We start from the raw sequence: 24,806 nt of genomic DNA, 5'->3' as shown, positions 1-24,806 counted from the left end.
GGCTGACCGCGCGGTCCGATCGGCGCGACAATGGGCCTGCGTGGATCGGCGCCGATGCGGATGTCGAAGAGCTGCTCTATGCGATGAAGCGTCACCGGCTCGAGCGCATGCCGGCGATCGAAGCCGAACCGCTGGTCGGGATGATCGGCGAGTTCGACTCGGCAGCCAGCTCGACGACAACCAGCTCAGCGAATTCGTACCGAGCCAGGTCCGCGATCAGGAAAGATCCAGGTGGCGATTCATCGACATCGCCTCCTCGGCCAGCTCCCGCAATTCGACTACCTCGACACCGTGCTGGCGCAGCTGCTCCACCCCGACGCAATTGGGGACGAAAGTCGTCGGTTCCCGCCACGCGATGACGACGCGTGCGATCCCGGCCCGCAGAATCCGGTCGGTGCACGGCAGGCGGGTCGCGGTGGCGCGCTGGGAACACGGTTCCAGGGTGCTGTAGATCGTCGCGCGAGCCAGCCGGGGATCGTCCGCGTCGAGCTTGTCGAGCGCGGACTCCTCGGCATGGACCTTCACGTCGGTCTCGCGCGAATAGCCGGTCGAGATCTCGACGCCGTCGGCCACAATGACCGCGCCGACAGAGAACGCGGTCGAGCTGGGCGGGCACAGCCGTGCCAGTTCTATTGCCCGACGCATGAATTGGATATCGTTCCGGTCAGCCGTCATCGAGAGACCTCCGCGGTCGGGGACACTCAGCACTCATGCGCGGCATCGCCGGATTGTCGCGGCAGGTAGCGCAGCAGCGCGACGTCGCCGATCCGAGTGACCTCGGCCAAACACATCCTGTGTTGCGGGTATGCGGCGGGGCCGAGGAAGCGCGGCGCGGCGGCGTGTCCGACGACGATCGGCGCGACCGCCAGCTGCAATTCGTCGGCCAGCTCCGCCGCGAGAAACTGTGTGAGGATGCGGGTGCCCCCCTCGACCATCAGCCGGGCGATGCCGCGGCGACCGAGATCGTCGAGCAACGCACCGAGGTCGATATCGTCACCGAGCGCGACCACCTCCGCCAGACCCGCCAGTCGATCGCCGAGCTTCGACGCACCTGCTTGTGTGGTGTAGACGAGTTTGTCACCGCCGTGGTGCCAGAAATGCAGCTCGGGATCCAGATCACCGCGTGCGCTCACGGCGATCTTCAACGGATACTCCGGCTTCCCGGCCGCAACCCGCGCGGCCCGCCGGTCGGCACTGTTGACCAGCAATCGCGGATTATCGCGCCGCAACGTTTCGGCACCGATCAGGATCGCATCGGACTGCGCCCGCACCTGATCCACCCGATCGAAATCCGCGGCGTTGGACAGCTTCAGCCGCTGCGGGGTCGCATCGTCGATGTATCCGTCGATACTTACCGCGACGGACAGCAGCACATAGGGCCGTTGCGTCACTGGGTCACCAGTGCCGCGACCTCCGCCTCCAGCATCTCCACCAGGCCCTCGGACGGACGCTCGCCACAAATCTCCAGCCAGTTCGCCAACATCCGATGTCCGCCCTGGGTCAGCACCGATTCGGGATGGAACTGCACGCCGTGAATCGGCAGCGTGTGGTGCCGCATGGCCATCACGATCCCGGATTCGGTGCGCGCGATCACTTCGATATCGGCGGGCAAGGTGTTCTCCAGGACCGTGAGCGAGTGGTATCGAGTCGCGGTGAACGGGTCGGGCAGACCGGCCAGCACACCAGCGCCGAGATGGAAGACCGAGCTGGTCTTGCCGTGCAGCAGCTCGGGCGCGCGAGTCACCGTGGCGCCGAAGGCCTCGCCGATGGCCTGATGGCCGAGGCAGACCCCGAGCAACGCAATGTTGTGCCGGGCGCAGGCGTGCACCAGATCGATGCTCGCGCCGGCCCGATCCGGAGTGCCCGGACCGGGGCTGATGAGAATGCCGTCGTATTCGGTGACAACCGCGTCCAGATCGGCCAGCTTCGGGTCGTCATTGCGCCAGACCACGGCCTCGGCACCCAACTGGCCGAGGTACTGCACCAGGTTGAACACGAAGCTGTCGTAGTTGTCGACGACCAGTACACGCATGCCGATGAGATTACGTGGCGAACCGGCGGACCGTCGCGCGCATTACCAGTTGGGATAGCCTAGAGGCAGACCGGAGGGGACCTGAGCCCTCACCCGGACCGTCTCGGCCCCCGCCGGATCGGGTTCTGTGGTGCGCGAGCTCGGCCATAATTCAACCGAATCCTCCCCCGCCGGTACCCGACCTGAACGCCGAACACGAGGACGACATGCCCAAGTCGAAGGTCCGTAAGAAGACCGACTACACAATCAATCCCGCCAGCCGCACACCGGTCAAGGTGAAGGCCGGGCCGTCTCCGGTCTGGTACGTCGTGATCATGCTCGGCTTCATGCTGGCCGGGCTGGTCTGGCTGCTCGTCTACTATCTGGCCAACGACCGCATCACCTGGATGGCGGATCTCGGGGCGTGGAACTTCCTGATCGGCTTCGGTCTGATGGTCGTCGGCCTGATCATGACCATGCGGTGGCGCTGACCTGCCCGATCGCTGGTCGTTTCGAGCGACCTGCAAGCAGTCGCTAGCAGCCGGATTACAGACGTGTCATTAATGCACACCTGTGGATAACTATGTGGACAACTCGAGGAACGATGGGGGAAGTGATACGTGGATCCCGAATCCGATTCGTCTGATCCGCTTCCCGAACCACGCACTACCTGGACCACGCCGATGGCCGCACTCATCGCGGTCACCATCGGCGGCGTGGTGCTCGCCGGTGCCGCTATACTCGCGAAGGACGGACCGAGTCGACTGCTGATCGGATTGGCGGCGGCCGGCCTGCTGGCGCTGGCCGGAATCGGATTCCGACAGCGTCCGCGTTTGAGCATTACCGCCGATCCACAGCCACGGCTGGTGGTTCGCGGTCTCACCGGACCGACCGCATACTCCCGCGATCAGATAATGCGGGCCCGAGTCGTCGGTTATCGCCGCCTCGGCCGCAAAAATCCCATGCTCGAAATCGATGTCGAGCACCACGGCGACGAACGCCTGCTGATCTTCGGCCGCTGGGACCTCGGCAGCAGTCCAGACGAGGTCTTCGAAACCCTCGTCGCACACGGCTTGGCGCAGTAGCCGCGCGCCGAAGGTGCGAGGCGGCAACGCACACCGCAGCCATCAAGTGACACAGCTACCGCAGTGATATGGCCGCGGCGACGATGATGGCGAGGGCCGTCACGGCGACCGCGGCAACTGCCGCCCAGCCGATCAGCCGTACGTTCTCCTGGGTTTTCGCGCGTAACCACTCCGGCAGGAAAAGAATGCCGAGTGTGGCAAGGGTGCCCGCGGCGAGTCCGCCGAGGTGTCCCGCCAACGAGATACCGGGCAGTGAGAAGCTGATGAAGACATTGATGCCGATGAGGATCAGCATCTGATTCGGATTCTGTCGCACCCGGATCAGGACCACCGTGATCGCGCCGAACAGTCCGTAGACCGCACACGATGCGCCCGCGGTGAGGCTATCCCTGGCGAAAAGCATGACGGCGGCCGAACCACCGAGCAGTGACACCAGGTAGACCACCAGATAGCGCCCCCAACCGAGCACCGGCTCGATACCGCGGCCGACCACATACAGCGCGAACATATTGAGTAGCAGGTGAATCGGGCCGTAGTGCAGGAAGCCGGAGCCGATCAGCCGCACATACTGACCGTGCGCGACGGCGGGCGGATACAGCACCCAGTCGATGTAGAGCGCGGAATGCCCGGTGTTCTCCACCAGACTCTTCGATTGGCCCGCGGTGACCGCGAAGACGATCGTGTTCAGCGCGATCAGCACATAGGTGACGTAGGGAATCGGGGTCCGCGCGGTCTGCGTCGCACCGGCGACGGTGCGCACCGGCCGGACCTCACGCTGTCCCTGACGGACGCAGTCGACGCAGTGCTGTCCGACCGCCGCGGGTCGCAGACATTCCGGACAGGCCGGCCGCCCGCACCGAGTGCAGGCCAGGCCCGTAGGACGATTGGGGTGGCGGACGCACGTCGGTGCGGGCGGTTGAGCATTCATCGGATTATTCGATAGTGATCTTGGAGACGGTGACGGCTTCCTTGGGACGGTCGTTGCGATCGGTCGGCGTGGTCGCGATGGCATCGACGACCTTGCGCGAATCGGGGTCGACGACCTCCCCGAAGATGGTGTGCTTGCGGTTCAGATGTGGCTGCGCGCCGACGGTGATGAAGAATTGCGAACCGTTGGTGCCCGGTCCGGCGTTCGCCATCGCCAGCAGGTAGCCGCGATCGAAGCGCAGCTCCGGGTGGAATTCGTCGCCGAATTCGTAGCCGGGTCCACCGCGTCCGGTACCGGTCGGGTCACCACCTTGAATCATGAACCCGTCGATCACCCGGTGGAAACTCACGCCGTCGTAGAACGGGCCGGAGCTGCCGCCGCTGGCGTTCTGCGTCGTGTACGGTGCCGATCCGTCGGCCAGGCCGATGAAGTTCCGCACCGTCTTCGGGGCGTGGTTACCGAAGAGCGCGATCTTGATATCACCGTGGTTGGTATGCAGCGTGGCCACGGCGGTCTGATTCGGTGAGGTCACCCCGTCATGCTAGTCAGCGAGACACCCGAGTTCGCCACACCGGCCCCTAGCCACGCAGGGATCACATGATTCTGTGCATCGAGACAATGATCTCGCGGGCACACGCGTCAGGGCTGACTCGACCATGACGTCGCAGTCGGCCGCCCACGCTGCTATGACACTCGAGTCTGGGCCCGAATACGCGGAGAGGCGGATGGGCATCGGGCAGGGTGCGGCTGTGATCGGGCACTACTGCGCGATGCGCCGTCATGTGCCACAGTTGTCGAATGACCTTGGGGCGCCTACTCACCTCCGCACGTTCCCGTAACCGACTGATCGCCGCGGTCGTCGTCGCGCTGGCCGGTGGCGTGGCTTGGTTGGTCCGCAGCAAGCGCCCCCAACCGCCGCAACCGGCGCCTGCCCCGCCGCGCATCGGATACTCCCGCAACGGTTCCGCACCGAACCCCTTGGCGGGTGCCGGCGCGGACAACGGTCGCTGACGACCGTGAGCTCGGAGCCGGTCAGCGGCTGACGGTGCGTTTGTACTGCCGCAGCGCGAGCGGGATGAATACCGCCAGGATGACCAGCACCCACGCCAGCGTGGTCGCCACCGGATGCTGCATGGACCAGGCGTCCGATTTCGGCGCCATCGGACTGGTATTGCCGAACAGATCGCGCGTCGCCTGGGTGACCGCCGAAACCGGATTCCATTCGGCGAATACCCGCAGCGCCGTCGGCAGATTCTCGAGTGGCACGAAGGTATTGGCCAGGAAGGTCAGCGGGAAGATCACCATGAAGCTGGCGTTGTTGAACACCTCGGGCGCGCGGACCAGCAGGCCGACCACGGCCATGATCCACGAGATCGCGTACGCGAACAGCAGCAACAGCACATAGGCAAGTACCGCGTCGAGCAATGATCCGCGAATCCGCCAGCCGACGACATAACCGGTCACCGACATCACCACCAGGCTGACCACATTGATCACCACATCGCTGATGGTGCGCCCGACCAGAACCGCCGACGGCGCCATCGGCAGCGAGCGGAATCGGTCGATAATGCCCTTCTGCATATCCTCGGCCAGGCCCAATCCGGTGAACGTCGCGCCGAACACCACCGACTGCGCGAAGATGCCCGCGATCAGGAACTCCCGGTAGCCGCCCGACATGCCGGGCACCTGGATCGCCGAGCCGAAGATGTAGGCGAACAGCAGCACGAACATGATCGGTGACAGCGTCGAGAAGATCAGCACATCGGGCACCCGCTTGATCTTGATGACGTTGCGTTTGGCAATAGTCACACTGTCGGTGCAGACGATGACGAGGCGTTCGCCGAGCGGCATGCGAGTTCTGGTGTCCACGGTGGCCACGGTCATCACTTGCGTCCTTCCGTTACTTCGAGCCGATCCGCAGGCTTGTCACCATTGCCGTTGATCAACTCCTCGGCCTCGTGACCGGTGAGCGTGAGGAAGACATCGTCCAGTGACGGACGACGCAGACCGACGTCGTGGATCTGCACATTGTGGGTGCTCAGTCGGCCGATGGCATCGACGAGCGCCTGCGATCCGTCGCTGACCGGAACGGTGATCCGGCGCAGTCCGGGTTCGAGATGGATCTCCCCGTCAGCCAATCCCTGCAGTGCCTCCTGGGCGGTCGCGAGGTTGTCGGCGTGGTCGACGGTGAGTTCGATGCGGTCGCCGCCGACCATGGTTTTGAGTTCATCCGCGGTGCCGCGAGCGATCACCTTGCCGTGGTCGATCACCGCGATGGCATCGGCCAGCCGGTCGGCCTCCTCCATGTACTGCGTGGTGAGCAAGAGCGTGGTGCCGCCGGCCACCAGTTCCTCGATGACATCCCAGAGGTCGAGGCGCGCACGCGGATCGAGTCCGGTGGTCGGCTCATCCAGGAAGAGCACCGGTGGATTGGCCACCAGCGCACCGGCCAGGTCCAGCCGCCGGCGCATACCGCCCGAATAGCCCTTGACCGGCCGGTCGGCGGCATCGCTCAGTCGGAAGCGCTCCAGCAATTCCCGCGCGCGCTCCTTACTGCGCTGCACGCCCATGTGATAGAGCCGACCGACCATCTCCAGGTTCTCGAAGCCGGTGAGATATTCATCGACGGCGGCATACTGCCCGGACGCGCCGATGCGCGAGCGCAGGGCCTGTGGATTGCGCAGCACGTCGATACCCGCGACGGTCACGCGCCCGGCATCGGGAATGAGCAGGGTGGTGAACACCCGGACCGTGGTGGTCTTGCCCGCGCCGTTGGGTCCGAGCAATGCGGTGACGGTGCCCTCGGGCACCGCCAAGTCGAGTCCATCGAGGGCGACCAGCTGGCCGTATCGCTTGACCAGACCCTCGGCGACGATTGCGTCGGGCATGTTTCTCCTGCGGTTCGCTCGCTCCGGCGAGGTGGCTCATTACTCGAGTCAGTATTGCCCTAGGCACCGACAATTTCCGGTGATTTTTCGTCCACCTGGGCTTTCCCACCGATCTATCGGGCGACCGAACGCAAAACGGTCGCATCCCGTTCCGGGCGGTGCTCGGGGGTGCCGGTTCGGGATGCGACCGATTCGATCTTCGCGCCCGGTACCGGTCCGATCGCGCGTAGCGCACTACCCGATTCGGGCCCGGCTGCTACTCGCGATCCGCGTGGCCGACATGCCCGCGCCCGAACGACACGCGACAAATCCGACCGAATCCGCCGTCCAACTGATGTACCCACAGAGCGATTCTGGACGCGCAGCAACCGGTCGGCATGGTTTTCACATTTGTCTCGACCGCGAAGTGAGCGCGGACCTGGTCGTAAATCACTGCGCGACAACATTTTTGACAACAGTCAGGGAATCGACGAACAGGCCGTCAACCGACCGGTTCGGCTCTCGGGGCGGCGTCCGCGCCTGTCGCAGGTGAGCCGTCCCGAAAAATCTTGGAAAGTGGTGATCCCCACGCACACACAAATCCGGATCATCGCGTAGGATCATTCACGTCGGCCCCTCCCCCCCGGGCCGACCTTACGCGGGCCTCGGCTAACTCCCCCCCTTCGCCGAGGCCCGCTCCCCATTTCTGGGCAGATCAGCTATTTGTCGGCACCGTTAATGTCCACCGATCGCCACGCCGCCGTCAACCGTTGCGCCCGTACCTTTTCGGCGGTCGCCAGCAACCGACGATCCCGCTCCCACCGCTCGCGAACGACCGGATCGGCCTGAGCCCACAGTGGCTCCAGTTCCGTCAGCGTCTGCTCGAAATACTCGTACGCACCACCCAAAGCGATATGACCGCCGGGCGAGGTCGGCCGATCCATCTCGAGGCCGCGCGCGAATGCCACCGCCGCGAGTAACCGCTGCAACGTCGTCCGCGGCCAGCCGGACTCGCGCCCGACTCGAACCAGCCAGCCGAGGACGGCCGCGAGCACATGGACGTCTTCGATGGTGCGGAACGGCTTGAGGAAATCCGAGTAACCGTCGCCGGGTAGCGGTTCGGCCGCGGCATCGGTAAATGACACCGAGCCGTGCGGGATTTCGGGTGCGAACGGTACGCCGGGCAGATTCGTCACATTGACGCCAGGCTGAGTCGCATCGACGAGCACCGCGCGCAGTTGATTGCGGCCGTCGGCCGCGGTGCCCGCGCTGGCGATCACCAACATCCGACGCGCGAGTAGCCCCAAGGTGGTGAATGTCTTGGTGCCGTTGACCCGCCAGCCAGCGTCGGTCTCGGTCACCTGGGTCGTGATCGCCGAGGGATGTGCGCCGCCCGTCTCGGTCGCGGATACCGCGACCAGCTCATCGGCGGGAAGTTCGGGCAGCAACGCCCGCATGGCCTGTTGATATCCGGACAGGAATGCGAAACCCAGTCGATCCGCAGCGAAACCACCGGCGATCGCGATATCGATCGTGGTGTCGAACCGCGCGGCAACCGCGCGGTGCCGCGTCCACGCATCGGTGATCGACTCGAGCGGTGTCGGATCGAGCGCCTCGGTCAGCAGGTAGTCGAACACAGAGTCCACTCATGCACGCTAACCGACAATCATCGCCCTGCTCACCCTTGGAAGCCAGCGACGACCTCGCAATCCTTATCCGGAAGGTCGGCGATGCGATAGGAGAATCTCAGGATCACCAGGTATCACTGACTGGTCATCCCCCTCCTGAGGAGCCTGACCAGTGACGAAACCATATCTCGCGCGCCGAAGGGCGCTCTACGACGCCGAGGCGCGGCTATCGTGGGTGCTGGCCGCACTGGCCGGTCTCATCGGCGCCGCGGCCTTCATGCATACCGAGGGCTACTTCGTCACTTTCATGACCGGCAATACCGAGCGCGCCGTGCTCGGCTATTTCCACGACGAGCCCGATATCGCCGTCGCAGCCGCCCTGCTCATGCTCTCGTTCCTCGCCGGCGTCGTGGTGGCTTCCTGGTGCCGCAGACACTACTGGTCCGGTCATCCGCACGGTCCGACTCTGCTCACCACACTCAGCCTCGCCATGGCGTCCCTGCTGGACGGCATCCTCTACTGGGCGACCAACGCCACCAATATCGATTTCCTCCCGATCCTGTTCGTAGCCTTCGGCGTCGGCGCGCTCAACACATCATTCGTCAAGAACGGCGAGGTCTCGATTCCGCTGAGCTACGTCACCGGCACCCTCGTCAAAATGGGCCAGGGCATCGAACGCCATATCGGCGGGGGCGACTACGCCGACTGGCTCGGCTACTTCCTGCTCTATGCCGCCTTCTGCACAGGCGCGCTCCTGGGCGGATTGCTCAGCCTGCTCGTCGCGGGCTGGGCCATGCTGATCACCGCCACCGTGGTGTGCCTGATCACTACCGGCTACACCTACCTGCACCTGGACCGTCACGGCCCGCCCACGACGGGCTGACGCTGTGCACACTGTCGATACGGCGGATACCGTTGTCTGGTGGGGAGTTTCGATGAGCTGACGCCGGATCGCCTTGCGACACTTGTGCTGCGGCACTTGTCCGACGTCGGAAAAGAGGTCGCGGAGTATGACGCCGAGGCTTTCCGGATCGATCTGATCGATGGATCCGAGATCGGACTCGGCAATGTGTATTACGACGCTGTTCGCCTTTCCGGAGCGGGGCGGGCGGCGCGCATCGCGCGGTTTCTGAATTGGGTGGGTGGCGACGAATACGTGCACCTGCTCACCTGGGAGCAAGCTCGTCCGCTATTGCGCCCGATTCTGCGTTCGGCCACGTACCAACAAGCGGCGCTGGACGATCTGTTGCACCGCAAACCGTTGGTCACCCACGAAGCCGCGCGGTTCGTCAGCCGTCCGGCATTTCCATTCGTAGACGAGTTGGTCGCGATCGACCAGGCGGACTCCCGAACCGTCATCAACCACTCGATCCTGGCGAGTTGGCCGGTCTCGGCCGACGAGGTCTTCGCGGCGGCTCGCGAAAATCTGGAAGCCATTGCGCAACCGCATAATCCGCGCGGCAATGCCATCCTCAGCCGCACCGATCACGAGGGCAGCGCATACCTGACCTCTTGGCCGCTCGCGCCGGGATGGTTGGCGAGCTTCAGCCAGCGCTACGCCGGCCGCCGGCCGGTCGTCTTCATGCCCGATAGAGACACTCTGATCGTTGTCCCCGATATCCCACATCTGCTCGCCCGCATCTACCGTCAGGTCGACCAGCAGTACGTAGATGCGCGCCACCGCCTTTCGCCCCAGGGCTACACCCTCGACGAGGACAACACCGTGGTCCCCTTCGACCGTGCGGGCCGACACGAACAACACCGAACCGCCGTGCGCGCCGGATACCACCTGGCCATCCGGGAATACGCCGCGCAGGCCGACTGGCTCAACGAGGCACTCGAACGTGACCTCGAATTCACCCACTACAGCTTGAAGATGGCGATCGTAGGCGAGGTAAAGCCGGCAGGCACCGACACCCGCCCGTACACCTACACCGTCTGGGGCAAAGGCGTCGACTACCTACTCCCCGCCGCCGACTACATCATGTTCGCCAGTACCGACACCGACAACATCGCCGTCCCAATTTGCACAGTACCGCTCACGGCGGCCCTCGAAATAACCGGCCTCACACCGGTTCCCGGCATGTCGCCCATTCGCTTCGAAGCGCGCTTCTGGCCCGATGAAACAATGCTCAGCCAACTGAAGCGAGCCTCGGTCGCCCTGTGAATCGGACCGGACTCGGTCCGAATATCCGACTGCTTACGGCAAACCTGTGCAAGATGGCACATCGCTCTAACCGCACGACCTTGCACGTTGCTGGCCTGTCGATTATGCGCAGAGTTTCACCCGTCGGCGGTCCACCCACTGGGTGTGACGCCGACCCCCATGGACGCAGCGACCGCCATCGCATGTCGCGTCACTCCAAAACTGTTGATGAGCGCGAAATTTCGTGATGTCCAAGGCACGCCCGGGCCGAAACTGTTCGAACCAGGAAAGGATGTATGAATAGGTGAACCCCGCGGATGAGATCCTCGAGCTGACCGATGCGTTCTACCAACATCCGCACGAGGTCTACGAGGCTTTGCGTCAGCGCGGCCCAATTCATCGCGTCCGCTTGGACGGAGTGCTCGGCTGGATGATCGTTGATCACGACGTGGCCGAACAGGCCTTCGTCGAGCCGACCATCAGCAAGAAGAGCGGATCGCCGCGAGGGGAGGCCGTGATGACCGAACACGGTGCACGATCGAACCGGACGAATTCATCATCATCTCCATCGCAGCAGCCAACCGCGACCCGAAACGATTCACCACTCCAGACCAATTCGATCCCACCCGTACCGACACCCGAAACATCGCCTTCGGCCACGGCATCCACTACTGCATCGGCGCCGCCCTAGCCCGCGTGGAAGCAACGATCGCCCTCACCCGCCTACCGGCCCGCATCCCGGAAATGTCACTCGAGATACCAGCCAGCAAGCTCACATGGCGAAAAAGCCTCCTGATCCGGGGCCTGACCACCCTCCCCAACCACCTGCGTACCACCACCGTGACAGCGGACAACGCCGCCGAGGATGGAAACCCCCTGGACAGAACCAGAAAACCTCGACGAGCCACAACTCTCAACGGTCTAGCCCCCCGCGCCGGTCGCCCTCTGAGCGCACCATCTGTCGATCCAACGCCCCCAGGCAAACCACCCCAAGCGGCCGGCGCGACATCCAAACAGGCGAATGTGTGAACATCCTCGCCTCGCCTGGCATATGCGCGGACGAAACCGGGAATCGGAAATCCAACTGAGCGCGACATTCGGGTAGGCGAGCCGAGCGCAGGAGTCGAGGGCTCAGCGCGACACCGGCCAGCGAGCTAGACCTTGGATTAGAGGCTGAGCGCGAGACGTAGACAGCGCGCAAGTATCGGTGCTATGGCTATGGCTATGGCTATGGCTATGGCTATGGCTATGGCTATGGCTATGGCTATGGCTATGGCTATGGCTATGGACCGAGCACATCACCCCTGCAAGCGAGCCAGCCACGTGGGGGGTCCGGGGGGCGATGCCCCTCCGGGGCGGGGCTTGGGGGCTCCGCCCCCAAAAAACACGCGAAACAAACAAGGCGAGCGCTCACCGCGAGCACTCGCCTCCCAGTTTGTGGAGCCTAGGGGAATCGAACCCCTAACCCCTGCCTTGCAAAGGCAGTGCTCTGCCAATTGAGCTAAGGCCCCGAATCCCTACTGTCCGAAGACAGTTCAGCGGGTGGTGACTTCGTGCCACAGGTCCGCATCGTCGCGCTTGCGCAGCTTGGTGACTCCGATGAGAACCGCGACAACGACACCGATCGTGAGAAGAATTTTCATGATTCCCACCCTACTGTGATGTTCGGGAGTGGGCCTAGGAGGACTTGAACCTCCGACCTCTTCGTTATCAGCGAAGCGCTCTAACCGCCTGAGCTATAGGCCCTTATTTCCTGTTCGGGTACCCGCCGGAGCTGCTAACCGAACCGAGGCACGAGATTACCTTACCCGGCTGCTGATGACCAAAACGGCCGGTCACCGCCCTGCGCGAGGACAGCGACCGGCCGCGCGGACACCCGTTCTAGTCGGGGTCGGCCAGGGTCACCTGGATACCACCGACGAGGTCACAGCACTGGTTGTAGATGAAGACGCCGACGGTCGCCAATGCGGTGAAAAGCACCACATTGATCAACCCGATGACACCCGCATAGCCGAATACGGAACCGGCATCCACCAACCCCACCGAGCCGCTATCCGAGGAGACCATATCGGTGAAGGTGCTGTTGAGCCGCTCCCACACACCCATGCCCTCGAGCACGATATAGAGCAGACCGACCGCGAGCATCCACACGAAGAACATGGCCACGCTGATCACCAGCGAGATCTTCAGCGTCGACCACGGGTCGATCCGGCGGATCTGCACTGTGGCCCGCAATGGCTCCCCGGAGGCTACGGCCGCCGCGACGGCGACCGGAACCGCTGGCGAGACCGGTGTGGCCTGCGGACCCGCCGGGGTCTCGACCGGCAGCGGATGCCGGATCTCGGACAGGTCCGGCATGTCCTTGATCAGTTCCGGGCGTGCGATGCTGCGGGTCGGTCCGTCGATGCCGACGGACTTCACCATCGCCGCTTCCTTGCGCGCCGCCTTGGCCGCGAGATCCGCGGTGGTACGGGCATTGCCGCCACCGAGACCGCCACCGCCGAGCCCACCACCACCACCGCCGCCGCCGCCGCTGAGCCCGCCACCGCCGAGCCCACCACCGGTGGAATTCGGGCGACCGGTCACCGGCGACTGCCCGGGCCGGTACAGGTTCGACTGCGGCTCCCGCTGCGGCAGCTGCGACCAGCCCTCCTGAAAGGGCGACTGGCCGCCGCCGTTCGATCCCGAGCGCTCGCCCGGCTGCGGCGCGGTCGACTCGCCGGAGTTACCCGGCCGAGCCGCCCGCTGATCGAATGCCTCCGACTTATCCGCACCCGAGCTCGACTCCGGCGCCTTGAACGCGACTTCGCCTTGCTGGCTGTGCATTTCGTGCGGCTGAGCTCCTCCCTGCGGGCCATTCGGCTGGCCGTTCTCGGCCGATGCGACCGGCCGTGGGATCGGCCGCGGCGGAATCGGTGACGGTGCGATCCGTTCGGTTACACCGTTCGTCTGGTGCCGCTCGTCGTTCGGCTGATTCGTGGTCAATGGGAATCCTTAGATCCGTTCGTTGCCGCCGCTGGGGGGTTACTGCTCAGAGGAACCGGTGTCGCCGTCTCCGCCGACGATCGAATCAGGATCGGGTTCGTCGGCATTGCGCGCGATAGCAAGCAACGTATCGCCATCGGCGAGGTTCATCAATCGCACGCCCTTGGTCTGTCGTCCAGCCTTACGAACCTGCTTCGCCGCCGTCCGGATTACGCCACCGCCGGACGTGATCGCGTACAACTCATCCTCGTCATCGACGATGAGCGCACCGACCAGGGTGCCACGTTTGATGTCATATTGGATAGTCAATACGCCTTTACCGCCGCGACCCTGCGGGGTGTACTCCTCGATCGCGGTCCGCTTGGCGTAACCGCCGGAGGTCGCGACAAGCAGATAGGTGTCGGCGCGAACCACATTGAGCGACAACAGTTCATCGTCGGTATTGAATCGCATGCCCTGCACACCGGAGGTGGCCCGGCCCATCGGACGCAGTGCCTCATCGGTGGCGGAGAAGCGAATCGACTGACCGCGCGCCGAGACCAGCAGCAGATCGTCATCGGCCGAGCACAGTACGGCGCCGACCAATTCGTCGTCGTCGCGCAGATTCACCGCAACGATGCCGCCGCTGCGGTTGGAATCGAAATCGGACAGCTTCGACTTCTTGACCAGACCGTTCTTGGTGGCGAGCACCAGGTAGGGCGCATCTTCGTAGCCCTTGATCTGGATGATCTGGGCGATCTTCTCATCGGGCTGGAACGCGAGCAGATTCGCGACGTGCTGACCGCGCGCGGTCCGGCTCGCCTCGGGCAGTTCGTAGGCCTTGGCCCGGTACACCCGGCCTTTATTGGTGAAGAACAGCAGCCAGTCGTGCGTGGAGCTGATGAAGAAGTGCTTGACGATGTCGTCCTGCTTGAGCCCCGCGCCCTGTACACCCTTACCGCCGCGCTTCTGGCTGCGGTACAGGTCGGTCTTGGTGCGCTTGGCGTAACCGGTCTCGGTGACGGTGACGACCACATCCTCGCGGGCGATGAGATCCTCATCGGCCATATCGCCGTCATTGGCCACGATCTTGGTGCGCCGCTCATCGCCGTACTTCTCGACGATTTCGGCCAGTTCGTCGCGCACGATCGCGCGCTGGCGCTCCGGCTTTTCCAGAATGTCCTTGAGGTCGGCGATTTCGGCCTCGATCTTGGCCAATTCGTCGACGATCTTCTGCCGCTCCAGGGCGGACAGTCGACGCAACTGCATATCGAGGATGGCGGTGGCCTGGATCTCGTCGATATCCAGCAACTGCATAAGGCCGGTGCGCGCGGTGTCGGTATTGGCCGAACGCCGAATCAGCGCGATGACCTCGTCCAGTGCGTCCAGCGCCTTGACCAGACCGCGCAGGATGTGCGCCCGTTCCTCGGCCTTGCGCAGCAAGTACCTGGTCCGGCGGATGATGACTTCCAACTGATGCTCGACGTAGAGCCGGATCATCTGATCCAGACGCAGCGTGCGCGGCACCCCGTCGACGATCGAGAGCATGTTCGCGCCGAAGCTGGTCTGCAGCTGGGTGTGCTTGTAGAGGTTGTTCAGCACAACCTTGGCAACCGCGTCGCGCTTGATGGTGACCACGATCCGCATACCCGCGCGGTCCGAAGACTCGTCGTGGATGTCGGAGATGCCCGCGATCTTGCCGTCCTTCACCTGCTCCGCGATGGAGTTGATGAAGTTGTCGGTATTGACCTGGTACGGCAGTTCGGTGATGACGATCGTGGTGCGGCCGCGGTTGTCCTCTTCGATCTCGACCACACCGCGCATCCGGATCGAACCGCGACCGGTGGTGTAGGCATCCTGGATGCCCTGACTACCGACGATGAGGCCGTAGGTCGGGAAGTCCGGCCCCTTCACCCGCTCCATGCAGGCGGCCAGGGTCGCCTCTTCGTCCGCGTCGTAGTTCTCCAGCGCCCAGTAGATCGCCTCGGCCAACTCATTGAGGTTGTGCGGCGGAATGTTGGTCGCCATACCGACCGCGATGCCGTTGCTGCCGTTCATCAACAGGTTGGGCACACGGCTGGGGAGAACGGTCGGCTCCTGTGAGCGCCCGTCGTAGTTCGGCGTGAAATCGACTGTCTCGTGGTCGATTTCCCGTAGCAGCTCCATGGCCAGCGGAGTCAGGCGGCATTCGGTGTAGCGCATGGCGGCCGCGCCGTCATTGCCGCGGGAGCCGAAGTTGCCCTGACCGTCGACCAGCGGATAGCGCAGCGACCACGGCTGGGCCATACGCACCAAGGTGTCGTAGATGGAGGCGTCACCGTGCGGGTGGTAGTTACCCATCGTCTCGGCAACCGGACGGGCGGACTTCACATAGCCGCGATCGGGCCGGTAGCCGTTGTCGTACATCGCGTAGAGCACACGGCGATGCACCGGCTTGAGGCCGTCGCGGACGTCCGGCAGCGCGCGACCGACGATCACGCTCATCGCGTAATCGATATAGCTGCTCTGCATTTCGTTCTGGATATCGACCGGCTCGATCCGGTCACCCGCTCCGCCGTTGGGTGGCAGGGTGGTTTCAGTCATCTAAAAGTCTCCTTTGGCACCGGACGTGGAACCTCACGTCACGCCGGTTACACGTCGAGGAAGCGAACGTCCTTGGCATTGCGGGTGATAAAGCTGCGACGTGCCTCGACGTCCTCGCCCATCAGGATGGAGAACAGCTCGTCGGCCGCGGCGGCATCATCGAGGGTGACCTGACGCAGCACCCGCACCGCAGGATCCATGGTGGTCTCCCAGAGTTCCTTGGCGTTCATCTCGCCGAGACCCTTGTAGCGCTGGACACCGTCGTCCTTGTTGATCTTCTTGCCCGCGGCGAGCCCCGCCTCGAGCAGACCGTCACGCTCGCGATCGGAGTAGGCGAACTCCGGATCGGAGCGCTGCCACTTCAGCTTGTACAGCGGCGGTTGCGCGAGATACACGTGCCCGTGCTCGACGAGCGGCCGCATGAAGCGGAACAGCAGCGTCAGCAGCAGGGTCGAGATGTGCTGGCCGTCGACATCGGCGTCGGCCATCAGCACGATCTTGTGATAGCGCAGCTTGGCGATATCGAATTCGTCGTGGATGCCGGTGCCGAAGGCGGTGATGATCGACTGCACCTCGTTGTTCTTCAGAACGCGGTCGATACGGGCCTTCTCGACATTGATGATCTTGCCGCGCAGCGGCAGGATCGCCTGATACATCGAGTCGCGGCCGGATTTGGCCGAGCCACCGGCGGAGTCGCCCTCCACGATGTAGATCTCGGACTTGCTCGGATCCTTGGACCGGCAGTCGGCCAGCTTGCCGGGCAGGCCGCCGAGATCGGTCGCGCTCTTGCGCCGCACCAGCTCACGCGCCTTGCGGGCCGCGACCCGGGCCTGTGCCGAGGAGACCGCCTTGTTCACGATGGTCTTCGCGTCGGCAGGGTTGGCCTCGAACCAATGCGAGAGGTGCTCGTTGCAGGTGCGCTGCACGAACGACTTCACCTCGGTGTTGCCGAGTTTGGTCTTGGTCTGGCCCTCGAACTGCGGCTCGCCGACCTTCACGCTGACGATCGCGGCCAAGCCCTCACGGATGTCGTCACCGGTGAGGTTGCCGTCCTTGTCCTTGAGCAGTTTCTTGTCTTTGGCGTACTTGTTGACCACCGTGGTGAGCGCCGCGCGGAAGCCCTCCTCGTGGGTGCCGCCCTCATGGGTGTTGATGGTATTCGCGAAGGTGTGGACCGACTCGGAGTAACCCGAGTTCCACTGCATGGCGACCTCGAGCTCGTGGCCGGTGCCTTTGCCGGTGAAGCTCACCACCGAGTTGTGGATCGGCTGCTTGGTCCGGTTGATGTGCTTGACGAAGTCCTCGAGCCCACCGGGGTAGTGATAGGTGCGGGTCTTCACCTTGTGCGCGGGCGCGGGTGCTTGCTCGTCGGCGTGCTTCGGCGCCTCGGCGGTCTCGCTGACCACTTCGTCGGTAATCTCGGTATCGCTCACCCGCTCATCGGTGAGGACGATGGTGAGGCCCTTGTTCAGGAATGCCATCTCCTGCAGCCGGCGGGCGACCGTCTCGAAGTTGTAGGTAGTGGTCTCGAAGATTTCCGGATCCGCCCAGAAGCGAATGGTCGTGCCGGTCCGCTTGGTCGGCTCACCCTGCACGAGCTTGCCGGGTTTGGCGTCCTTGTAGGTCTGGCTCCAGTGGTAACCGTCGTGGTCGATCTCGGCTTCTAGCCGGTGCGACAGCGCGTTGACCACGGAAATGCCGACACCGTGCAGACCACCGGACACCGCATAGGAGTCGGAGTCGAACTTGCCACCCGCGTGCAGCTGGGTCATGACCACCTCGACGGTGGGGATGCCCTGGGCGTGCATACCGGTCGGGATGCCACGGCCGTCGTCGACGACCTCCACACCACCGTCGGCGAGCAGCGTGACCTCGACCTTCGTGGCGTAGCCCGCCATCGCCTCATCGACGGAGTTGTCGACGACTTCCCAGATCAGGTGATGCAGGCCACGCTCGCCGGTGGAGCCGATGTACATGCCCGGGCGCTTGCGAACCGCCTCCAGGCCTTCCAGCACCGTGATGGAGGAGGCACCGTAGTCCTGCTTGCCCGATGTCGCGTTGGTCGAGCCCGTTGCGTTGGAGTCCTTGGCAGCCACTGGTCGGTAGCTCTCCTTACTTGCTGATCCCTGGTGCAGCGGTCGACAGCACACGTGGGGCCCCGGTCTGATTCTGGTCGTGAAATACGGGTCCACGCGCGGGCTGTACGGAACGCGCCGAAGGTTCGCCGCTAGTTACCCCACCATCCTACTGGTAGACCCAAGCCACAATGCACCTACGACACCCCTGACGGCTTCGTGGATGCGAGAAATCGGTCGAGCATGGGTCGGCTCCGCCTTCAACCCCTTTGAGTCCATCAGAGTCGGTCTGAGAGTTGCCTGTGTGGCAGAGCCGCGATCCAGGCCTCGTCAGCGGTGGCCGCACCATAGTTCAGCCTACGGGGCACAGGCTGTTCGATAACAGCGCGGCGTTCCACGTGAAACCGATCTACGTATCAGGACAGTCGCTTATCCGTATGTGTCCCGTGGACCTCTGCCTTTGATGTGCCGCTCGCCCTTGCGCCAGCTCGGCGCCGTTGGACCGGTGATCTTCAAAGACGTGACGACGCCCTGCCCGACCGCCGCATTGATCTTCGCCAGGATCTGGCCCTGCAGCATGCGCAGTTGGGTGGCCCATGCCGTGGATTCGGCGGCAATGCTCAGCACGCCGTCCTTCAATGTCATCGGAGTCGCATGCGAGGCGATGTCCTCACCGACCACACCGGTCCAGCGGCCGAAGACCATCCCCTCGGCGACCTTGGCCGACCAGCCTCGGTTCTTCGCGATGGCGCCGGTCAGGCTCGAAAGCAGCTGCGGATCACGGTCATCGGGCCGCGCGCCCGACCAGCCGGTGCGGCGGCGGGCTCCGGTGCGCAGCCGACGCGGCGATGCCCGGCCCTGCCCAACTGATTTACCGCTCGCCTTGGCGGCCGCCCGTGCCTCCTCGAGCGCGCGCCGCGCCAGATCGATGCCCCGCAGCTCCGGTTCCGGCTCGGACGCCGAAGCATCCGACGCTGTTCGATCGCTCACCGGTCCGCCTCTCTCCCCGAATCCTTTGCCGGTCGTAGATGTATCGAATCTTCATCACCGAGCCGACGGTTGGATGCGCGAAAGTTCTGGCCGTACCCAGCGAGTTCGTATGAGATCAGTTCGTGCGCGGTAGCCACGGCGTTGCACTGCATCCGCGGGTGATCTTACAGAGCAGAAGCACGAAAAGACGCACTGACTTCAGTCCCGAATAGGCCGCGCGAATCAGGCGGTCGCGGTGGGAGTTTCGGTGTCGGCGATTCGGGAGATGCGGCCGTCGGCATCGCCGTTCGTCTCCACCCGCAGCGGCACCGCGGAAAGTTCCGCGGGCACATCCTCAGGGACGGCGGCGGTGATCAGCACCTGCTCAGCGCCGGCCGCGACCTCGGCGAGTGCCGTGCGCCGACGGCGATCGAGTTCGGCGAAGACGTCATCGAGCAGCAGTACCGGTTCGGCGCCGGTGGCACGCAGCAGTTCGAAAGCCGCCAGCCGCAGCGCCAGCGCGAACGACCACGACTCGCCATGGCTGGCAAAACCTTTCGCCGGAGCGGTGCCAAGCATCAGATCCAGCTCGTCGCGGTGCGGGCCGACCAGACAGACCCCGCGTTCCAGTTCCTTCGGCCGCGCCGCCGCCAATTCACGCAGCATATTCGCCTCCAGCGCCGCCACGTCATCGGACTGCGGCGCCCGCGCCGGATCCAGGAACTCCGGCGGCAGGTTCGCGCTGCGGTAGCCGATTGCGGCGGGGCGTGATTCGGGCGCGATCGCCGAGTACGCCTGTGCGAGATAGGGATACAGATCGTGGACCAAGCGCAACCGTTGGGCGAGCAGAACCGAGGCATGGGTCGCCAAATGTCCGTCCCATACGTCCAGGGTGCTCAGTTCCGCCTTCGAGCGGGCCTGACGGCCAGCGGATTTCAGCAGCGCCGAACGCTGTCGCAGTACCCGGTCGTAGTCGACGCGCACCGCGGCCAGCCGCGGCAATCTGGCTGTGCACAACTCGTCGAGGAAGCGCCGCCGTTCGCCTGGATCGCCGCGGACCAGGGCGAGATCCTCCGGTGCGAAGAGCACCGTCTGCAGAATGCCGAGGATCTCTCGCGGCCTACGCACCGGAGATCGGTTGATCTGCGCGCGATTCGCGGCGCCTTGGTTCAATTCGAGATCGATGCGCAGTTCACGGCCCGCGTTCACGACGGTCGCGCCGATCCTGGCGCGATCGGTGCCGATCCGAATCAGCGGTGCGTCGGCGGCGACCCGATGTGAGCCCAAGGTAGCGAGGTAGCCGACCGCCTCGAGCAGGTTCGTTTTCCCGTTGCCATTGGACCCGAGGAAAACCGTGCGGCCTGGGGATAATTCGAGCTCGGCGTGCTCCCAGGAGCGGAAGTCGCGCAGTGACAGCGTCCGGATGAACACCCGTCTACTCCGCTCCGGCCGTCGTCATCGCCGTTTTTCGCCGCTGATGGCGACGAATCGGACCCAGACCACAACATCTTGTGGTCCATCCACTGTCTGTGGACGAACTGTGGATAAATCGCATCGCCGCCGATGCTCAGCCCGGCAGCCGAACCGGCATCAACAGGTAGATGTACGGGCTCTCCAACGCGGCGAACGCACCCGACTCCGTCACCTTGGGCTCCTCGTCGCTCGCGGGCAGAAGCACCGCGGGGCGGCTCGGTGTGGTGAAGCCGAAGGTGACCCGATCGGCGTGCAGCGCGGAGAGTCCGTCGATGAGGTAGCCCGGATTGAACGCGATTGTCAGTGCCTCGCCGCGGAATTCGGCTTCCAGCCACTCCTCGGCACGGCCTGCGTCATCGCCGCCCGCCGAGAGCAGCAGCCCCTCGTCGGTGAATTCCAACCGCACCTGGGCACCGCGCTCGGCGACCAGCGCGACGCGCTTGATGGCTTCGGTCAGTGTGCCGACCGGCAGGGTCGCGATCGAGGTGTGCTCCTTGGGGAGCAATTGCCGGAACTTGGGGAATTCCGCGTCGAGCAGTCGGGTGGTGGTCCGGCGGCCCGCGTTCACGATGCCGAGCAGACCGTCCGCGCCACCGCCGGTGCCGAGCGAAAGCTGCACGGGGGCATCGGAGGGGCCGAGCGTTTTCGCGGCCTCCGACAGGGTGCGCGCCGGAATGAGTACCGAGGTCTCGATATCGGTGCGGGCGGGCTGCCATTCGATGTGGCGGACCGCCAGGCGGAATCGGTCGGTGGCCGCGAGTACGACCTGCGGCCCCTCGATTTCGACCCGGATACCGGTGAGCATCGGCAGCGTGTCGTCACGCCCAGCGGCGACCGCAACCTGCCCGACCGCCTCGGCGAAGACATCGACGCTCAGTTCACCGGTCTGCTGGGGCACCTCGGGCAGCTGGGGATAGTCCTCGACCGGCATGGTCGGCAGCGAGAATTTCGCGCTGCCACAGGTGATCAGCACGCGGGTGCCATCGATAGCGACATCGACGGGCTTGTTGGACAACGCCTTGGTGATATCGGCGAGCAGTCGGCCGGAGACGAGCACCTCACCCGGGCCGGCGACCTCGGCCGCGACACGCATCTGCGCGGAAACCTCGTAGTCGAAGCCGGAGACAGTGAGTCCGTCCTCACCGGCCACGAGTAGTACGCCGCCGAGTACGGGAACCGGAGGCCGTGACGGGAGGCTGCGTGCCACCCATGCAACGGACTCGGCGAAATCCTCTCGGGCGACCCGAAATTTCATACTCGCCAGCTCCATCGCCCGATCTGTCCTCTCCCGGTTCCGTGATCTCTGTCGGCTCAGTCAGCGTTGATTCTCGAAAAGGGGGTGCTGTACCTGCCGCCTTGCAGTCTGGCATAGGCGACCGACATTGAACCGTACTCGTCCGAACCAGCTGAACCTAGCCCGACCCTCCGGTTGTTCTGTGTAGCGAAGACGATCCGCGCTCCGAAATATCGAGCAAGGAGGACAGGTACGGGTGGAGCGCGCGGATGTGTCGTCCCTGCCTCTCCTTGCTCGTCTGCGCGAGTGGCTCGGATGCCGATGCTCACCGATCGACTTTCCACACACCCTGTTTTGAAGAGAGATCTTCTAGAAGAAGAACTGAAGTAGTAGTAGGCACTGTGGAATCTGTGGACTACGGCCGAATCCGCAGGTCCGGGGGCGTGGTGCGGTGGGGATGACCACTGGGTGACTCGAGGATGAACGCAGGGGGGCTGTGGACGTTGCAGGTTTGTTCCTCATTCATCCTCGAGTGCTCCTCGAGTTGTTCCACCTGATTCACCAGGTTGTTCACACGTGTGCACCGACTCGTGGATAGCTCGAGGAATCCTCGAGGACTCCACAAGGATTCCTCGAGGATTCCCCAACCCGCTGACCGAGCCCCGCACTGGTCAAGGCCTGTGTGTGGGGCGGGCTGTGGACTCTGTTGATTCCACCCCTGTTAGCAACCGATCCTCGATCATGGGCACAGCCTGTGGACGAACCGGTGCACAACTCGCAGTTTCCTCGAGGACTCCACAAGAATTCCTCGAGGACTCCACAGGGCATAAAAAAGCACCGCCCCAGGTCAGGGGCGGTGCCGAGGTGTTAGTTGCCGATCAGCGCGAACGCTGTTTAATTCGGGCTGTTAGTTCTTGTACTTGGTCGTATACCCGGCGCCGCTCGGTCATCTCCTTGCGCACCTTCTTCTCCGCGTACATGACCGTGGTGTGGTCGCGACCGAAGGCCTGGCCGATCTTAGGTAGCGATAGATCGGTTAGTTCCCGGCATAGATACATGGCGATCTGCCGGGCCTGAGCCAACGGCCTGGCCTTACCGGGGCCGGTCAGCTCTTCGAGCGTGGTGTTGAAGTACTCGGCGGTGACGGCCATGATCGTCGCCGCATTGATCTCCAGCGTCGCGGTATCCGGCATGAGATCGCGCAGTACGACCTCGGCCAATGGCAGATCCAGCGGCTGGCCGTTCAGCGAGGCGAAGGCCGTCACCCGGATCAGCGCGCCCTCGAGCTCACGGATATTGCGCTCCACCCGACTGGCGATCAGCTCCAGCACATCGTGCGGTACATCGAGCCGGTCCATCCGCGCCTTCTTGCGCAGAATCGCGATGCGCGTCTCCAACTCCGGCGGCTGCACATCGGTGATCAGCCCCCATTCGAACCGGGTCCGCAGCCGTTCTTCCAGCGTGGCGAGCTGCTTGGGCGGCCGGTCGGAAGACACCACGATCTGCTTATTGGCGTTGTGCAGGGTATTGAAGGTGTGGAAGAACTCCTCCTGGATACCTTCCTTGCCCTCGATGAACTGGATGTCGTCGACCAGCAGAATGTCGGTCTCGCGGTAGCGGCGCTTGAACGCCACCTTGCGGTCGTCACGCAGACTGTTGATGAAGTCGTTGGTGAATTCCTCGGTCGATACGTACTTCACCCGCATGCCTGGGAACAGCCGCTGGGCATAGTGTCCAGCCGCGTGCAGCAGATGTGTCTTGCCCAGCCCCGAGGCGCCCCAGACGAACAGCGGGTTGTAGGCGCGTGCGGGTGCCTCGGCGATCGCGACCGCCGCCGCGTGCGCGAAGCGATTCGACGCACCGATGACGAAAGTCTCGAAGGTGTACTTCGCATTCAGGCTCGCCGAGGAATTCGACGGAGCCGGATTCTCCTGCGACTTGGTGAAGTAAGTGGGCCACGAATTGCGCACATTGACGACCGGTTCGTCGTCGTGTGAGTTGTCCGAGAGCGGCTCACGGACCGATTCGTGCGCGGCGGCGATTGCCGGATCGGTGCTCGTTCGGGACTCCCGCGTGGACGCCGCCTCCCGCATCGGCGCCCGGCCTTGCACACGCACCGGTTCCCGTGTCGGCTCCGGATTGAACAGTGACTCCTGCCCCGGCGGCGCGGAATCGCGTCGCGGCGGGAGTCCGGATTCGCGGCGGGGCGCGGGCGGCGTCTCCTGCCGTTCGCCATTGGTCTGGCTCGGATAGTCGCTACGGCTCGGGTATTCGTCGGTCGGATACTCCCCTGCGACTTCATAGCCGGGTACTGGCAGGTAGTCCGGTGCGCCCGGGTATTCGGGCGCGGCCTCATAGTCCGGTCCGGCCGAGTAGTCGGGCGCCGCCGAGTAATCGCTGGGCTGTGCATAACGCGGCGGCGCGTAGTCATTGCGTCCGGGATAGTCGGGGGCGGGATAACCGGCCGGACCGCGCCCGCTGTCGCGGCCACGTTCGGGCCGACTCGTCATGCGCGCGTGGCGGGGATTGTTGCCGGGACGTTCGATCGGCTGCGTCGCCGGCGCCGCGATCCGGACGCCGAGGCCCTCGACCTGCGGACCGAGACGGCGGCCGAGGGAACGCAGGATGGGTTCGCGTAGATCGCGTTCGATGGCCTCCTGGGCCAACGACGACGGCACCGAGAGCAAGGCGAAGCCCTGCGCCACGGTCAGCGGCTTGACCAGTTTTAGCCAGGCCTGCTGTGCCCGGGAGACCGGCGGGATGGCACCATCGGCCGAGCCGGTGGTGAGCTCGGCGACCACCTCCGGCCATACGTTGGCCAACACGTTCTGCTCGTCGTCCAT

22 protein-coding genes and 2 tRNA genes are annotated in these 24,806 nt (G+C 64.3%); 6 read left to right on the top strand and 18 right to left on the bottom strand.

Translation table 11 applies throughout. The annotated features are described in order from the left end of the window. Positions 1-216 precede the first annotated feature (216 nt). The 3 genes from ACQP2U_RS00120 to ACQP2U_RS00110 are packed head-to-tail and all read right to left on the bottom strand — an operon-like array spanning position 217 to position 2,032. A complete protein-coding gene (locus ACQP2U_RS00120; protein WP_433712739.1) occupies positions 217-675 on the bottom strand; it encodes a deaminase in 459 nt (152 codons plus the stop codon). Positions 676-701: 26 nt separating this feature from the next. Further along, positions 702-1,391 (bottom strand): RibD family protein, encoded by a 690-nt coding sequence (locus tag ACQP2U_RS00115; protein WP_433712737.1) that lies wholly within the window; start codon positions 1,389-1,391, stop codon positions 702-704. Beyond that, positions 1,388-2,032 carry an aminodeoxychorismate/anthranilate synthase component II gene (locus ACQP2U_RS00110; RefSeq protein WP_433712736.1) on the bottom strand — a complete coding sequence of 215 codons (645 nt, stop codon included), beginning with the start codon at positions 2,030-2,032 and terminating at the stop codon, positions 1,388-1,390. The genes ACQP2U_RS00115 and ACQP2U_RS00110 overlap by 4 nt, the downstream gene beginning before the upstream one ends. A 206-nt stretch (positions 2,033-2,238) precedes the next feature. Here ACQP2U_RS00110 and crgA point away from each other — a divergent pair, with 206 nt between their 5' ends. Continuing rightward, positions 2,239-2,502: a cell division protein CrgA gene (gene crgA, locus ACQP2U_RS00105; protein ID WP_040697865.1), complete on the top strand. Its 264-nt coding sequence runs from the start codon at positions 2,239-2,241 to the stop codon at positions 2,500-2,502. A 192-nt stretch (positions 2,503-2,694) separates the two neighbouring features. Then, the gene (locus ACQP2U_RS00100) at positions 2,695-3,096 is read left to right on the top strand and encodes a PH domain-containing protein (protein ID WP_397039855.1); all 402 of its coding nucleotides are present in this window, start codon (positions 2,695-2,697) and stop codon (positions 3,094-3,096) included. A 55-nt stretch (positions 3,097-3,151) separates the two neighbouring features. On the opposite strand, the gene ACQP2U_RS00095 is transcribed toward ACQP2U_RS00100, so the two are convergent. Then, complete coding sequence (locus ACQP2U_RS00095) at positions 3,152-4,024, bottom strand: rhomboid family intramembrane serine protease (RefSeq protein WP_433712733.1); 873 nt, start codon at positions 4,022-4,024, stop codon at positions 3,152-3,154. Between the two features lie 4 nt (positions 4,025-4,028). After that, positions 4,029-4,556, bottom strand: a complete 528-nt coding sequence (locus ACQP2U_RS00090) for a peptidylprolyl isomerase (RefSeq protein WP_397039829.1) — start codon at positions 4,554-4,556, stop codon at positions 4,029-4,031. A gap of 266 nt (positions 4,557-4,822) precedes the next feature. On the opposite strand from ACQP2U_RS00090, the gene ACQP2U_RS00085 reads away from it, so the two are divergent. Next, positions 4,823-5,035: a hypothetical protein gene (locus ACQP2U_RS00085; RefSeq protein ID WP_433712732.1), complete on the top strand. Its 213-nt coding sequence runs from the start codon at positions 4,823-4,825 to the stop codon at positions 5,033-5,035. Positions 5,036-5,056: 21 nt separating this feature from the next. On the opposite strand, the gene ACQP2U_RS00080 is transcribed toward ACQP2U_RS00085, so the two are convergent. The 3 genes from ACQP2U_RS00080 to ACQP2U_RS00070 form a co-directional block, all read right to left on the bottom strand. Continuing rightward, on the bottom strand, positions 5,057-5,875 hold the full coding sequence (locus ACQP2U_RS00080) for an ABC transporter permease (protein WP_397039853.1): 819 nt from the start codon (positions 5,873-5,875) through the stop codon (positions 5,057-5,059). A 32-nt stretch (positions 5,876-5,907) separates the two neighbouring features. Then, positions 5,908-6,912, bottom strand: coding sequence for an ATP-binding cassette domain-containing protein (locus ACQP2U_RS00075; RefSeq protein ID WP_433712731.1), 1,005 nt, complete (start codon positions 6,910-6,912; stop codon positions 5,908-5,910). A gap of 698 nt (positions 6,913-7,610) precedes the next feature. Then, positions 7,611-8,537 carry an acyl-CoA dehydrogenase family protein gene (locus ACQP2U_RS00070; protein ID WP_433712730.1) on the bottom strand — a complete coding sequence of 309 codons (927 nt, stop codon included), beginning with the start codon at positions 8,535-8,537 and terminating at the stop codon, positions 7,611-7,613. Between the two features lie 154 nt (positions 8,538-8,691). Between ACQP2U_RS00070 and ACQP2U_RS00065 the strand changes: the two genes are divergently transcribed. From ACQP2U_RS00065 to ACQP2U_RS00055, 3 genes are all read left to right on the top strand, one after another. Next, positions 8,692-9,402, top strand: coding sequence for a YoaK family protein (locus ACQP2U_RS00065; RefSeq protein WP_433712729.1), 711 nt, complete (start codon positions 8,692-8,694; stop codon positions 9,400-9,402). Positions 9,403-9,441: 39 nt separating this feature from the next. Then, a complete protein-coding gene (locus tag ACQP2U_RS00060) occupies positions 9,442-10,686 on the top strand; it encodes a hypothetical protein (RefSeq protein WP_433712728.1) in 1,245 nt (414 codons plus the stop codon). 474 nt (positions 10,687-11,160) lie between these two features. After that, on the top strand, positions 11,161-11,694 hold the full coding sequence (locus tag ACQP2U_RS00055; RefSeq protein WP_433716786.1) for a cytochrome P450: 534 nt from the start codon (positions 11,161-11,163) through the stop codon (positions 11,692-11,694). Positions 11,695-12,103: 409 nt separating this feature from the next. Here ACQP2U_RS00055 and ACQP2U_RS00050 read toward each other — a convergent pair. The 10 genes from ACQP2U_RS00050 to dnaA form a co-directional block, all read right to left on the bottom strand. Then, positions 12,104-12,176 (bottom strand) — tRNA-Ala (locus ACQP2U_RS00050). A 24-nt stretch (positions 12,177-12,200) separates the two neighbouring features. Continuing rightward, positions 12,201-12,308, bottom strand: coding sequence for a DLW-39 family protein (locus tag ACQP2U_RS00045; protein ID WP_433712727.1), 108 nt, complete (start codon positions 12,306-12,308; stop codon positions 12,201-12,203). Positions 12,309-12,337: 29 nt separating this feature from the next. After that, a tRNA-Ile gene (locus ACQP2U_RS00040) sits at positions 12,338-12,411 on the bottom strand. 135 nt (positions 12,412-12,546) lie between these two features. After that, a complete protein-coding gene (locus ACQP2U_RS00035; protein WP_433716785.1) occupies positions 12,547-13,491 on the bottom strand; it encodes a DUF3566 domain-containing protein in 945 nt (314 codons plus the stop codon). A 198-nt stretch (positions 13,492-13,689) separates the two neighbouring features. Next, positions 13,690-16,212 carry a DNA gyrase subunit A gene (gene gyrA, locus ACQP2U_RS00030; RefSeq protein ID WP_397039815.1) on the bottom strand — a complete coding sequence of 841 codons (2,523 nt, stop codon included), beginning with the start codon at positions 16,210-16,212 and terminating at the stop codon, positions 13,690-13,692. Positions 16,213-16,259: 47 nt separating this feature from the next. Further along, positions 16,260-18,308: a DNA topoisomerase (ATP-hydrolyzing) subunit B gene (gene gyrB, locus ACQP2U_RS00025; protein WP_397039814.1), complete on the bottom strand. Its 2,049-nt coding sequence runs from the start codon at positions 18,306-18,308 to the stop codon at positions 16,260-16,262. A gap of 408 nt (positions 18,309-18,716) precedes the next feature. Continuing rightward, positions 18,717-19,277 carry a DUF721 family protein gene (locus ACQP2U_RS00020; protein WP_397039812.1) on the bottom strand — a complete coding sequence of 187 codons (561 nt, stop codon included), beginning with the start codon at positions 19,275-19,277 and terminating at the stop codon, positions 18,717-18,719. A gap of 222 nt (positions 19,278-19,499) precedes the next feature. Beyond that, positions 19,500-20,687 carry a DNA replication/repair protein RecF gene (gene recF / locus ACQP2U_RS00015; protein ID WP_433712725.1) on the bottom strand — a complete coding sequence of 396 codons (1,188 nt, stop codon included), beginning with the start codon at positions 20,685-20,687 and terminating at the stop codon, positions 19,500-19,502. A 136-nt stretch (positions 20,688-20,823) separates the two neighbouring features. Continuing rightward, on the bottom strand, positions 20,824-21,999 hold the full coding sequence (gene dnaN / locus ACQP2U_RS00010; RefSeq protein WP_433712724.1) for a DNA polymerase III subunit beta: 1,176 nt from the start codon (positions 21,997-21,999) through the stop codon (positions 20,824-20,826). An 842-nt stretch (positions 22,000-22,841) separates the two neighbouring features. Next, a complete protein-coding gene (dnaA, locus tag ACQP2U_RS00005; RefSeq protein WP_433712723.1) occupies positions 22,842-24,806 on the bottom strand; it encodes a chromosomal replication initiator protein DnaA in 1,965 nt (654 codons plus the stop codon).

The organism is Nocardia sp. CA-084685, from assembly GCF_050955785.1.
Lineage (GTDB): Bacteria > Actinomycetota > Actinomycetes > Mycobacteriales > Mycobacteriaceae > Nocardia.
Note: the sequence above shows the minus strand (reverse complement) of the source record. Positions and strands in the feature narration are given on the sequence as shown.